The sequence below is a fragment of the Flavobacterium sp. genome, assembly GCF_036782315.1.
In the GTDB taxonomy this organism is placed as follows: domain Bacteria; phylum Bacteroidota; class Bacteroidia; order Flavobacteriales; family Flavobacteriaceae; genus Flavobacterium.
Genome location: NZ_DAIPZK010000004.1, coordinates 69880 through 82513 on the forward strand (window position 1 = coordinate 69880; position 12634 = coordinate 82513).

12 protein-coding genes are annotated in these 12634 nt (G+C 30.3%); 7 read left to right on the forward strand and 5 right to left on the reverse strand.

What is annotated here, in order from left to right:
• Positions 1-35 precede the first annotated feature (35 nt).
• Together V7P59_RS05005 and V7P59_RS05010 are read left to right on the forward strand one after the other, a co-directional pair.
• On the forward strand, positions 36-1655 hold the full coding sequence (locus V7P59_RS05005; RefSeq protein WP_333809059.1) for a M1 family metallopeptidase: 1620 nt from the start codon (positions 36-38) through the stop codon (positions 1653-1655).
• A gap of 100 nt (positions 1656-1755) precedes the next feature.
• The gene (locus V7P59_RS05010; protein ID WP_333809060.1) at positions 1756-2178 is read left to right on the forward strand and encodes a DoxX family protein; all 423 of its coding nucleotides are present in this window, start codon (positions 1756-1758) and stop codon (positions 2176-2178) included.
• A gap of 83 nt (positions 2179-2261) precedes the next feature.
• Here the strand turns inward: V7P59_RS05010 and V7P59_RS05015 are convergent, their stop codons facing one another.
• Both V7P59_RS05015 and V7P59_RS05020 read right to left on the reverse strand, forming a co-directional pair.
• Complete coding sequence (locus V7P59_RS05015; protein ID WP_333809061.1) at positions 2262-3317, reverse strand: AMP-binding protein; 1056 nt, start codon at positions 3315-3317, stop codon at positions 2262-2264.
• A complete protein-coding gene (locus V7P59_RS05020; RefSeq protein WP_333809062.1) occupies positions 3301-4227 on the reverse strand; it encodes a CPBP family intramembrane glutamic endopeptidase in 927 nt (308 codons plus the stop codon). Before V7P59_RS05020 ends, V7P59_RS05015 begins: the two co-directional genes overlap by 17 nt.
• Positions 4228-4292: 65 nt before the next feature.
• On the opposite strand from V7P59_RS05020, the gene arsC reads away from it, so the two are divergent.
• Both arsC and V7P59_RS05030 read left to right on the forward strand, forming a co-directional pair.
• Positions 4293-4634, forward strand: coding sequence for an arsenate reductase (glutaredoxin) (arsC, locus tag V7P59_RS05025; RefSeq protein ID WP_333809063.1), 342 nt, complete (start codon positions 4293-4295; stop codon positions 4632-4634).
• A 75-nt stretch (positions 4635-4709) separates the two neighbouring features.
• Entirely contained in the window at positions 4710-7160 is a 2451-nt protein-coding gene (locus V7P59_RS05030; RefSeq protein ID WP_333809064.1) for an outer membrane beta-barrel family protein, read from the forward strand.
• A 72-nt stretch (positions 7161-7232) separates the two neighbouring features.
• Here V7P59_RS05030 and V7P59_RS05035 read toward each other — a convergent pair whose 3' ends face one another.
• Entirely contained in the window at positions 7233-7403 is a 171-nt protein-coding gene (locus V7P59_RS05035) for a hypothetical protein (protein WP_008258162.1), read from the reverse strand.
• 128 nt (positions 7404-7531) lie between these two features.
• Between V7P59_RS05035 and fumC the strand changes: the two genes are divergently transcribed.
• The gene (fumC, locus tag V7P59_RS05040) at positions 7532-8917 is read left to right on the forward strand and encodes a class II fumarate hydratase (protein WP_333809065.1); all 1386 of its coding nucleotides are present in this window, start codon (positions 7532-7534) and stop codon (positions 8915-8917) included.
• Here fumC and corA read toward each other — a convergent pair.
• On the reverse strand, positions 8914-9984 hold the full coding sequence (gene corA / locus V7P59_RS05045) for a magnesium/cobalt transporter CorA (protein WP_333809066.1): 1071 nt from the start codon (positions 9982-9984) through the stop codon (positions 8914-8916). The genes fumC and corA overlap by 4 nt on opposite strands.
• Positions 9985-10056: 72 nt before the next feature.
• Here corA and hutI point away from each other — a divergent pair, with 72 nt between their 5' ends.
• Together hutI and crcB are read left to right on the forward strand one after the other, a co-directional pair.
• Positions 10057-11292, forward strand: coding sequence for an imidazolonepropionase (gene hutI / locus V7P59_RS05050; RefSeq protein ID WP_333809067.1), 1236 nt, complete (start codon positions 10057-10059; stop codon positions 11290-11292).
• A gap of 1 nt (position 11293) precedes the next feature.
• Positions 11294-11671 (forward strand): fluoride efflux transporter CrcB, encoded by a 378-nt coding sequence (gene crcB / locus V7P59_RS05055; protein WP_333809068.1) that lies wholly within the window; start codon positions 11294-11296, stop codon positions 11669-11671.
• Positions 11672-11728: 57 nt separating this feature from the next.
• On the opposite strand, the gene V7P59_RS05060 is transcribed toward crcB, so the two are convergent.
• Positions 11729-12607 carry a hypothetical protein gene (locus tag V7P59_RS05060; RefSeq protein ID WP_333809069.1) on the reverse strand — a complete coding sequence of 293 codons (879 nt, stop codon included), beginning with the start codon at positions 12605-12607 and terminating at the stop codon, positions 11729-11731.
• Between the last annotated feature and the right edge of the window lie 27 nt (positions 12608-12634).

Consider the following 12634-nt stretch of genomic DNA (forward strand, 5'->3'; position numbering starts at 1 on the left):
CAAACTCTTATATTTAGATTTTGAAAACAACGCCCATGAAAAACAGTTTATTAGTTATCCTAGCAATAGTAGGAATTCAACAAGTCAATGCTCAATTTACACGTCGTGATTCACTTCAAGGTGGTTTACGTTTTGAAAGAACTTCTTATGATGTAAAACGTTATGATTTAAATATTACCATAAATCCCGAACAAAAAAGCATCAAAGGGTTTAATGAAATCACATTTGATGTGGTGTCTCAAACACAAAAAATTCAATTGGATTTATTTGACAATATGAAAGTAGATTCTATTGTTTGGAATTCTAAAAAATTAAAATATGTTCGAGATAACGACGCTGTTTTTATCGATTTTCCTGAAAAATTAACTTCAAAATCCAATCATAAACTAAGATTTTACTATTCTGGGAACCCAAAAATTGCCCGAAATGCGCCTTGGGATGGTGGATTTGTTTTTAAAAAAGATAGTAACGGAAAAGATTTTATTGCTGTTGCTGTTCAAGGCACTGGTGCAAGTTTGTGGTATCCGGTAAAAGATTCGCAAAGTGATGAACCTGATAATGGTGCTTCAATTAAAGTAGCGGTTCCAAATGGATTGATGAATGTGTCAAACGGTCGTTTTTTAGGATCACAAGATTTAAAAAATGGTTATACACGTTGGGATTGGGAAGTTAAAAATCCTATCAACAATTACACGATAACGGTAAATATTGCTGATTATGTTCACATTCAGGATAAAATGCCTGATTTAGACTTAGACTATTACGTTTTAAGAGAAAATGAAGCAAAAGCGCGCGAACATTTTATGGAAGTAAAACCGATGATGGAATGTTTTCAATCAAAATTTGGTCGTTATCCGTTTTGGGAAGATGGCTATAAATTAGTAGAAACACCTTATTTAGGCATGGAACATCAAAGTGCGGTAGCCTATGGGAATAAGTACAAAAAAGGCTATATGGGATTTGACTTATCTGGCACAGGCGTTGGAATGTTTTTTGATTACATAACCATACATGAAACAGGTCATGAATGGTTTGGAAATAGTATCACAAGTATGGATATTGCGGATATGTGGATTCATGAAGGTTTCACAACTTATTCAGAAACTGTTTTTATTGAATGTATTAAAGGTTATGATGATGCGATGAAATACATCAACGGTCAAGCCAAAAATGTTAGAAATGATAAGCCTATTATCGGACAATATGGTGTTAATAATGAAGGATCGGGCGATATGTATTACAAAGGTTCTTTGATGTTAAATACCATAAGACATATTGTTGGAAATGATGAAAAATGGTGGAAAATACTTTATAATTATTCAGAAACATTTAAAAAGAAAATCATTACATCGGATACTGTAATTGATTACTTTAATAAAGCAACTGGAATCGATTTAACACCAGTATTTAGACAATATTTGTACACTAATAAAGTTCCTGTTTTTGTTTATAAAATAAAAGGAGATTATTTACATTATTCATGGGAAAATACAAATGAAGACTTTAATATGCCAATAGACATTGACTTTGAAGGTAAAAAAATAAGATTAAACCCCACTGTAAAAGAACAAAAAATTAAACTGAAAAAAATCAATAAAAAGAGTTTCCAAATTTATGACAATCAGTTTTATGTTAAAATCAAAGAAGGCAACTAGCCTTCTTTTTTTATTTGGCTTTAAAAAAAAGACTTAAAACAAAACATAATTAGCTAATTTTTAGTAAATTAGCAGTATGTAATATTAAATCCGTTTATGTATGGCTACAATAAGAGAGTTAAATAAATGGGCTAATGCACACACTAGTTTACCTATTGATTTATTAAGGATTGCTTTGGGTATTTTCCTTTTTCTTAAAGGAGTTTCTTTTATAACTGATAAGAAATACTTGCATGAAATTTTAAGTTCTTTAGGAAATTTTGGCAGTGAAATGCTACTGATTCATTATGTTGCAATGGCACATATGGCAGGAGGAGTAATGATTATCATTGGCTTCTTAACACGATGGTCAATATGGGTACAATTACCTATAATTATAAGTGCAATTTTAATAAATTTTATTGGCGAATTTAATTTAGCAAATCTGACGCAATCGATTCTTGCTTTTGTTGTTTGTTTATTTTTCTTATTTTACGGCAGCGGAAAACATTCTGCCGATTATTATTTAAAAATGGAAAAATAAAATCTTTAAGGTTGTATAAAATAGTCATTAATACGTTGCTCACTTCATAATCCATTCATTTAAGTGATGTATTCATTTCGAATTTATACAACCTTTATTTTTTTTAATGTTTGAATTCGGTTTACTTTTTTGGTCTCGGTTTCAACAAATTCTGGGACAAAAACGATTTCCTTGGGTTTTTCAAATTTATCCAAAGAATTAAAAACAGAAATCGGAATTTCATGTTCATTTCCTTCAATAATCAAAACTACTTTTGTGCCTAAAACAGCATCGGGTTGTCCTGCAATAAAAAATCTTTGTGAAATTTTAGAAGCTAGCTTAGTTTCAATCTGTTCTGGAAATAATTTAATCCCCCCGCTATTAATTACATTGTCATAACGTCCTAACCACTTGAATTGACTTTCATTAAGAATTTCAACAATATCATTTGTTATAATTTGTTCATTTGAAATTGATGGCGCTTCTATAACTAAACAACTTCTTTCATCTATAGAAATTGAAACGTGTTCTAAAACTCTAAAGTAGTTCTCTCCTATTCTTTTTGCAGCAATATGCGTAATGGTCTCAGTCATTCCATAGGTTTCATAGATTTCTGAATTAACCTCTTTTAACTTCTGAGCCAAACCATCAGATACCTTTGCGCCGCCAATAATTATTTTCTTAAACTGGTGTAATTTATCTAGACTATTTTCAGCTTGTAAAGGAACTATTGCTACAAAATCGTATATTTTATTTGGAAGCAAATCATTCAAATGTGAACTAGGCTCTAAAATATCTAGTTCTAACCCAAGTATAATAGCACGAATAATCATCATTTTCCCAGCTATATAACGTGGTGACAAACAAAGTAATGCTTTATCTTTTGGTTGTAAATTAAAAAAATTACCTGTTGCAACAGCCGAATGCACCATGGCTTGTTTACTAATAGTAATTAATTTGGGAGCACCAGTAGTTCCAGAAGTGGTTAATTTTATAGTTTCGCTTTCATCTAACCAATCTAATAAAAAAGCACCTAAATCTTTATCAAATTCAGTTCCTTCTTTTATTGAACTATAAGCTAATTGAAATAATGCTTCTTTATCAAAATGAAACCCATTAATTTTAAATTGGTTATGAATATTTTTATAATAAGGTATCATTCTTGAAATTATCTTCTGTATTAATTTCTATTAGCTTTCCTGTTAATTTCTCTTTCCAGTTTTCCCACTTATAAACTTTTGAGAAAATAAAAAGTAAAATAGGAAATATAATAAAAACAGGTGTTAAAACATCAAATCCTGCTGATGGTTCAGATAAATCTTTTAAAATGGAATTGGTTTGAAATGCTGTCCAATCTGCAGTTAATAGTAAAGCTCCAACCAAATTATTTGCAGCATGAAATCCAAGAGCTAATTCTAGTCCTTCATCCATTAATGTAATAATTCCTAAGAAAAAACCAGTTCCTATGTAATACAACATAATAATGTAACCTATTTTTCCTACTTCCGGGTTTGCAATGTGCATTAATCCAAATAAAACCGAAGTTACAATCAAAGGAATCATTCTACTGTTGGTTGCTAAGCCAATTCCTTGCATCATATGCGCTCTAAAAAGATATTCTTCAAAACTTGTTTGCATTGGAATTAAAATCACTGCGAGAATTAAAAAAATAAAAAACTTTTCAGGTTTAAAATTCCATACAAAATTTTCGGGTTGGCTATAATAAAGAGCCAAAATCATTACAGTAGTGATACTTCCCCACAAGAAAAAAGAGAAAAAAATACGCTTCCAATCTACTTTAGCTCTTGAGGTCGTTAAACTAGTAAGGGTTTGACCTTGTACAAATTTTACCCAAAAAAGAACAATGAGTAAGCCAAATGCTAATGGTCCTACGAGCGCTACAAAAGTCAAATTAACTCCTATCATCTTGATAGTTTGCTGAATAACTTCATTAGTATCTACACCATCTGACATTAAAAAGTTGACAAGCATCAATAAAATGAAACCCAGCGGTAATGGAATATAGGATAATAAATTTATTTTTTTAGATTTTAATTGTTCGATATACATAATTTTTACGGTTCTTAAGTTTGCTACTAAAGTACTATTTTTTATTTCTTTGTAAAAAAGAAAATATGATAACTATTTACCATAATCCACGTTGTACAAAATCGAGAGAAGGTTTGTGCGAAATTGAACTTCTAAATAAACCTTTTAAAACCAGAAAATATTTTGATAAACCTTTTACCAAAGAAGAATTGGAAATGGTAATTAAAAAATTAAATATCAAACCTATTGAGCTTGTTAGAACTAAAGAAAGTATCTGGATTGAAAACTATAAAGGAAAAGAGTTAACTGATGCTCAAATTGTTGACGCAATGCTTGAAAACCCTAAATTAATTGAGCGACCAATTGTTGTTAATGGCGATAAGGCAATCATTGCAAGACCAAAAGAAAAGATTAACGAAATTCTCTAGTAGTTTTAACAAAGATTTAGGAAAGTAAGGCTAAACCAAAAGTTACTTTTGCAGTCTTATTTGCAAAAACATATTATGAACAAAAAAATTCTTATTGTTGCACTAACGTTATTTTTAAGTATAACTACATTTGCTCAACGTCCAGAAAGTAAAAAAATTACTATTACTGGTAAAGTAATTGAAAAAGGAACTAATCTTCCTCTAGAATACGCTACAATTGTATTCGAAAACAGCACAACAAAACAACTTTCAGGTGGAATTACCGATGAAAATGGTAACTTTAAATTTGAAGTAACAGCTGGAAATTACAATGTTAGAGCCGAATTCATTTCGTTTAAAAATGTAATAATTCCTCAAAAAGTATTTAATGCTGATACAAACTTAGGAACCATTCAAATGCAAGCCGATGTAGCCCAATTGAATGAAGTGGAAGTAATTGCGGAAAAATCTACAGTTGAAATTAAACTTGACAAGCGAGTTTACAACGTGGGTAAAGATATGATGGTGAAAGGTGGAACCGTTAGCGATGTTTTAGACAACGTACCATCTGTTACTGTTGATGCTGAAGGAACGGTAGCTTTAAGAGGAAATGAAAATGTAAAAATATTAATCGATGGAAAACCGTCTGGTTTAGCTGGTATTAATATTGCTGATGCTTTAAAACTATTACCTGCAGACGCAGTAGAAAAAGTAGAAGTTATTACTAATCCATCAGCTCGTTATGATGCAGAAGGTGGTGGTGGTATCATCAACATTATCCTAAGAAAAGGTAAGGCGAATGGAGTAAATGGATCTGTAATGGTGAATGCAGGTGATCCAGAAACATATGGAACAAGCATCAACTTAAACAAGAAAAGTGATGATTATAATTTATTTTCTAACATAGGTTATAATTATAGAAATAATCCAGGTAACTCAATGGTTGATGCAGAATATTTTAATTCTGATGGTTCAACAAGTCGTTTTATTAAAGAAAGAAGAAAGAATGATAGATTGAGTGAAGGGTATAATGCAAATTTTGGTATCGATTTAAATTTATCAAAATCATTAACTTGGACGAATGCACTAACTTTCAGAGAAAACAATGGGAAAAACCCAGATAATGTTTTCTTTTATAATTTTGATGCTTCAAACAATCCTACTTTTGTTAGAAATCGTTTAAATGATCAAAAAAGTGACGAATTTAGTATTGAGTATTCATCAAATTTTACTAAAAAATTCAAAAAAGACGATCATAAATTAACTGTTGATTTTGCTACTTCACAAAATAGAGAAAATGAATATGCTTCTATTTATGATCAAGTTTTAGGAAACCCTGCTTCTTTGTTCACTCAAGAAACAAGTAATAAGAATACCCAACAAAGAAACTTAATTCAATCCGATTATGTATTACCAATTGGTAAAAATGGTCGATTTGAAGCAGGTTATAGAGGAAATTTTTTAAAGAACTTAACAGATTTTGTGGTAACTCCAGTTTCTAACTTTTCAAATACTTTAGAGTATATTGAAAATGTAAATGCTTTGTATACACAATATGGCTCGAAGATTAATAAATTCTCTTACTTCTTTGGTTTACGTTTTGAAGATAGTCATATCGAAGTAAATTCTTTATCTTTAAATAATTACAATACCAAAAAGTACAATAATTTATTTCCATCGGCTACTTTCAATTATGAGTTTTCTGAATCGAGTTCAGTTAGTTTAAGTTACAGTAAAAGAATTAACCGTCCAAGAGGTCGTTTTTTAAATCCTGTTTCTTCATTATCAAGTAACATTAATATCTTTCAAGGAAATCCCGATTTAGATCCGTCTTATACTGATGCTATTGATTTAGGTTATTTAAAAAGATGGAAAAAATTAACTTTCAATACTTCAGCTTATATTAATGTAACAAATGATGCTTTCCAATTTATTAGAAAAGAATCTGGATTGTTTGTAGAAGGTGTTCCAGTAATTTTAAGTACACCTATAAACTTATCAAAAGAATATAGAACAGGTTTTGAATTTAACTTAAATTACACCCCATACAAGTGGTGGAGATTAAACGGTAACTTTAATTTATTTAGAAACGAAACCCAAGGAAATTACAGCTATGTAGATTATATTGGAAATACTGTTAACCAAAATTTTGATAATGTAGCGTTAACTTGGTTTTCAAGAATTTCATCTAAAATAACATTACCTTACAAAATTGATTGGCAAACTAATGCTACTTACAACGCACCACAAACCAATGCACAAGGAAAATCATTAGGTGTGGCTTCAATGAACTTAGCTTTTAGTAAAGATGTTTTAAAAGATAAAGGAAGTATTTCTTTAAATATAAGCGATGTTTTCAATTCTAGAAAAAGAATTATGGAAACCAATATTCCAAATGTAGTAAGCTCTTATAGCGAAATGCAATGGAGAGTAAGACAAATTATGCTTACGTTTACTTACCGTTTTAACAAACAGAAAAACGAAAAAGAAAGACAACCACGTAGAGAAGATAACGGCAGTGATGGAGATTTTATGGGAAGACCATAATTATTTCTACACAATATGCATAAAAAAAGTCCCGATTTATCGGGACTTTTTTATTTTAAAATTAAAAGAAATTTATCCTTCTAATTCGGCTTGTCTTTTAGCTCTTTTCTCTTTAATCAATTCCATGATAGCTCCGCCCAACCAATAGTGAACAAATCCTACTAAGAATATCATCAACCAAAAACCGATAGTTAATATGGTTAAGAAAAGTAAAAAACCTAGGTACTGTTGAAATTCAAACATAATATTTTCCGGAATTAATGAATTCACGTCAAAGATAATAGTAATATTTATTTTGAACAATATTATTAACGAAATATTTCAATGGCAAAAGATAAATCCGTAATTTTAAAATATTAAAGCAAATAATCATGAATTACCGAATTGAAAAAGATACTTTAGGTGAAGTAAAAGTTCCAGCAGATAAACTTTGGGGAGCACAAACAGAACGTTCTAGAAACAATTTCAAAATTGGTGATGAAGCTTCTATGCCAAATGAAATTATAGAAGCATTTGCTATATTAAAGAAAGCGGCAGCATATACTAATGCGGATTTAAAGATGCTTTCCACTGAAAAAAGAGATTTAATCGCTAAAGTATGTGATGAAATTTTAGAAAATCAACATATAAATCAATTTCCTTTGGTGATTTGGCAAACGGGGTCTGGCACACAAACCAATATGAACGTAAATGAAGTTATTGCTAATAGAGCTCAAATACTAGCTGGAAAAGAAATAGGAAAAGATAATCCCGTTTTAAAAGCCAATGACGATGTTAATCAATCACAATCGTCAAATGATACATTTCCCACAGCTATGCACATTGCGGCTTATAAAATAATAACTGAAAACACATTGCCTTCTTTAAAAGCTTTAGAAAAAACATTTCAAGAAAAAACCCTAGCATTTAACGAAATAATCAAAATGGGTAGAACCCATTTGATGGATGCAACTCCCCTAACCTTAGGTCAAGAATTTTCAGGTTATCAAGCGTCTTTAAATTATGGAATTTCCAATCTTGAAAAATCGTTAGAAAATTTATCTGAATTGGCTTTAGGAGGAACAGCTGTAGGAACAGGTTTGAATGCTCCTAAAAAATTTGATACCCTAGTTGCTTCATACATTTCTGAATTTACGGGTTACACGTTTAAAACAGCTCCAAACAAATTTGAAGCGTTATCTATGCACAATGCTTTAGTGGAAAGTCATGCTGTTTTAAAACAAATTGCCATAACATTAAATAAAATAGCAAACGATATTAGATTATTGGCTTCGGGTCCTCGTTCTGGTATTGGAGAACTCTTATTACCAGAAAACGAACCTGGTTCATCAATTATGCCTGGAAAGGTAAATCCCACTCAATGTGAAGCGCTAACTATGGTTTGTGCTCAAGTAATGGGAAATGATGTTGCTATTACCATTGGCGCTACACAAGGTCATTTTGAATTAAATGTATTTAAACCAATGATTATTGCCAATTTTCTGCAATCAGCCCAATTATTAGGAGATGCCATAAATTCTTTTAATCTGAATTGTGCAAAAGGAATTGAACCAAATATAAAAAGAATTGAGGAATTGGTTTCTAATTCGCTCATGTTAGTAACCGCTTTAAATTCAAAAATTGGTTATTATAAAGCAGCAGAAATTGCACAACAAGCTCATAGAAATGGAACAACTTTGAAAGAAGAAGCTATTCGTTTAGGTTATGTAACTGAGGATGATTTTGACCAATGGGTAAATCCTAAAAATATGATTTAAAACCACTTTTTAATTTTAAAATAAACAAACATAAAAACTACCACAATAATCATTATACCCCAAATAATAAAATAGCCATTTTCCCACTCTAGTTCAGGGAAGTATTTAAAATTCATCCCATAAACACCAACTATAAAAGTTAAAGGCAAGAAAAACATCGAAACCACAGTTAGCGATTTCATCACTTCGTTCATTTTATGATTTTGTGCTGAAAAAAAATAACTCGAGGCACTTTCTAATGTTATTAAATCCGATTCAATTTGCTCTAATAATTCTAAACACTTTTGATGCAATCTTGAAAAGAAAGTATAATTTTCCTGTTGAATATCATTAAACACATCATCATCTTTCATACTCTTTATCGAATATAAAGAATCGCGTAATGGAATAATAGAACGTTTTAAAAAACTAAAATTATCTCTATGTTTTTCAATTAATTCTAAAACTTCTGGTTTGGTACTCGTTTTTGATAAATTAATAATATCATCTACTCTATCTTCTTCCGTTTCAATTGTTATATAAAAATTTTCAATTATTGCATCAAGTAATAAATACAACAAATAATCAGCTTTCTTGGTACGAACAATTCCTGAATTAGTTCTAATTCGTTCTCTAATATGCGTAAAGAAATCACTTCTTTTTTCTTGAAACGAAAGTAAAATATTATCTTTCAAAATAAAACTAATCTGCTCATAACCAATAGAATCAGAATCTTTTATGGGCAACAACGATTTTACATTAAAAAAAAGCAAACTATGATATTCTTCTAATTTTGTTCTTTTAGTGGTATTCAAAATATCACTGATAATAAATTGATCAGCTCCAAAATAATTTCCAATCGTCGCAATTTTCTCAGGTTCATTCAAACCGTGAACATTTAACCAATTCACTTTTGATGGTTCAATTGCATCAGGAATTTTACTTGAACTTATTTGTTTTATTTCTGTCAAGTCTTCTGAATTATATACAAATAATTGAATTTCAGTAGGTGTATCTTTATGAATACCTGTATATTCTAGCGTACTTGGCTGAACTTTTCGACCTTTTTTATATTTTATTTTTCTCAAAACAAACAAATTTTATATAAAGATAGGAGTTTTTAAAAATGAGAAGTATTTTTACTGAAAAAAATATTCCAAATGTACACGTTGTTCATCAATATAAAAGAATTATTACAAGTTAGAGAAAATCCTATTAATAAGGTTTCGGGAAAAGAAATGGCTGTTTTACCTAAAATTGATAATGCCTTTCTTTTAATAGAAAATAATTTTATCGCTGATTTTGGTTCTATGGAAAATTGTCCAAATCTTTCAGACGTTGAAATAATTGATGCTACTGGACAAGTTATTTTACCAACATGGGTAGATAGTCATACACATATTGTGTATGCAGGAAATCGAATTCAGGAATTTGTGGATAGAATTAACGGTTTATCATACGAAGAAATAGCCAATCGTGGTGGTGGAATATTAAATTCAGCCAAAAAACTAAACGAAACCTCAGAGGACGAAATTTATGAGCAATCAAAATTGCGTTTAGAAGAAGTCATGCAACAAGGAACTGGTGCTGTTGAAATCAAATCAGGTTACGGATTAACTGTAGAAGGCGAATTGAAAATGTTGCGCGTAATCAAACGCTTAAAAGAAAATTATCCGATTGCGATAAAAGCTACATTTCTTGGTGCTCATGCATTTCCAATGGAATACAAAGAAAATCATTCGGATTATATCAATTTGATTATCAATGAAATGTTACCAAAAATTGCTTCAGAAAATTTAGCGGATTACATTGATGCATTTTTAGAAACTGGATATTTTTCAGTTGAAGAGACCATTAAAATAATGGAAGCAGGAAGAAAATATGGTTTAGAACCCAAAATTCACGTGAACCAATTTACCGCTATTGAGGGAATCAAAGCCTGTGTTGAAAATGATGCTTTATCAGTCGACCATTTAGAAATCGTAACTGATGAAGATATTGAAGTGTTGAAAAATAGTAAAACAATACCCGTAGCTTTACCTAGCTGTTCTTATTTTATTAGCATTCCGTATACACCGGCGCGAAAAATGATGAATGCTGGTTTACCTTTAGCTTTAGCAACTGATTATAATCCTGGCACTACACCATCTGGAAATATGAATTTTGTAGTGGCAACGGCTTGTATTAAAATGAAAATGACGCCTGAAGAAGCAATCAATGCAGCAACTATAAATGGTGCTTATGCAATGGGAATTTCGGAAACTCACGGAAGTATCACAAAAGGAAAAAAAGCCAATCTTATTATCACAAAACCAATTATGAGTTATTACCAATTGCCTTACGCTTTTGGAACAAACTTAATTGATAAAGTAATGATTGAAGGTAAATTTATATAATATGCTAAAAACAATTTTATTAGTTGGTATTGGTGGTGCAATTGGAAGCATTTTTCGGTATGTAACCCATTGGATAACAACAAAGTATTTTCAAAGTTCGTTTCCTTTAAGTACATTTTTAGTTAATGTTATAGGAAGTTTAATTATCGGATTATTAATTGGTTATTTAGGAAAATATTTTCCTGAAAATCATCCTTTGAAGTTTTTATTAATTGTTGGTTTTTGTGGTGGATTTACAACATTTTCTAGCTTTGCTTTAGAAAACTACAATTTGCTTCAGACTAACCAACAGTTTATGGCATATCTATATATTATTAGTTCTATTGTATTAACCATTACCGCTGTTGGTATAGGGAACTATTTAGCAAAATATTTATAAAATAAAAAAGTCCAATGAAATTACTCTCATTGGACTTTCTTGATCTTTTAAATGAAATTATCTCAACTCGAAACTTGTTTTAGAAACTAATTCCGCATTTTTGTCGAATACATTTACAAAGTAAGTTCCTTTTGCAAAATCTTTACCAGCCACTTCTTCATTAACTTGAACTGTTTTATTCTCATATTTTACTGTTGAAACAAAACTGTATGTTAAAGTCTTGTCACCAGCAGGAATGGTTTTCTTTTCACCTAAAATATTATTTTTACTATCGATGATTTGAACATAGTATTCTCTCGCTCCAGTTTTAGCAATTTGATTTTCAGCAATTAAAAAGCTTACTTTTAATTTATCAGCTCTACTAGCTTTATCGGTTTCAATTTCTTTTCCAGAACTTCTTTGTTTTACAGCTAAAACTTTCAAATTCAATACTGCTAATTTAGTTCCTTTTTCAACTGTTTTTGTTAAACTCTCGTTTTGAGTTAGTAAAGTATCATTGAACTTTTTCGCATCTGATAAAACCACTTTAGTACTATCTAAACTAGATGTTAAAGCAACATTCTGTTCTTTTAACGCTTTATTTTCAGCTACTAAATTATCCATCTCTCTTTTTAAACGGATATATTCATTTTTATACTTTGCCATAGCAGCTGCGTCACCTTTTGATTTTTCAACTTGTTCTAATAAGGCTACCATTTTAGCTTGTTCGGCTTGTAATTCGTCTTTCAGTGCCGTATTATCAGCAATCATTGCATCATACTCAGCAATTTTTGCTTTTAACTCTTCAGCAAGAGTGTTTTTCTCCGTTGTTACTTGTTCAACTTCTTCTTTGTTGTCAGAATTTAGTTTAAAAATATAGCCTACACTCCCTAATAAGAGTAATACTAAAACTACGATTGCGGCTTTTAATCCAGAATTGTTTGATTTATTTTCCATTTTTTGGTTGTTGGGTTATTATAAAAT

Excerpts from the sequence above, each read along its gene's own strand:
- V7P59_RS05035 (WP_008258162.1), bottom strand. The coding sequence starts at position 7,403 with ATGTTTGAATTTCAACAGTACCTAGGTTTTTTACTTTTCTTAACCATA.
- V7P59_RS05030 (WP_333809064.1), top strand. The coding sequence starts at position 4,710 with ATGAACAAAAAAATTCTTATTGTTGCACTAACGTTATTTTTAAGTATA.
- V7P59_RS05010 (WP_333809060.1), top strand. The coding sequence starts at position 1,756 with ATGGCTACAATAAGAGAGTTAAATAAATGGGCTAATGCACACACTAGT.
- V7P59_RS05015 (WP_333809061.1), bottom strand. The coding sequence starts at position 3,317 with ATGATACCTTATTATAAAAATATTCATAACCAATTTAAAATTAATGGG.
- V7P59_RS05060 (WP_333809069.1), bottom strand. The coding sequence starts at position 12,607 with ATGGAAAATAAATCAAACAATTCTGGATTAAAAGCCGCAATCGTAGTT.
- arsC (WP_333809063.1), top strand. The coding sequence starts at position 4,293 with ATGATAACTATTTACCATAATCCACGTTGTACAAAATCGAGAGAAGGT.
- crcB (WP_333809068.1), top strand. The coding sequence starts at position 11,294 with ATGCTAAAAACAATTTTATTAGTTGGTATTGGTGGTGCAATTGGAAGC.
- V7P59_RS05020 (WP_333809062.1), bottom strand. The coding sequence starts at position 4,227 with ATGTATATCGAACAATTAAAATCTAAAAAAATAAATTTATTATCCTAT.
- V7P59_RS05005 (WP_333809059.1), top strand. The coding sequence starts at position 36 with ATGAAAAACAGTTTATTAGTTATCCTAGCAATAGTAGGAATTCAACAA.
- hutI (WP_333809067.1), top strand. The coding sequence starts at position 10,057 with ATGTACACGTTGTTCATCAATATAAAAGAATTATTACAAGTTAGAGAA.
- fumC (WP_333809065.1), top strand. The coding sequence starts at position 7,532 with ATGAATTACCGAATTGAAAAAGATACTTTAGGTGAAGTAAAAGTTCCA.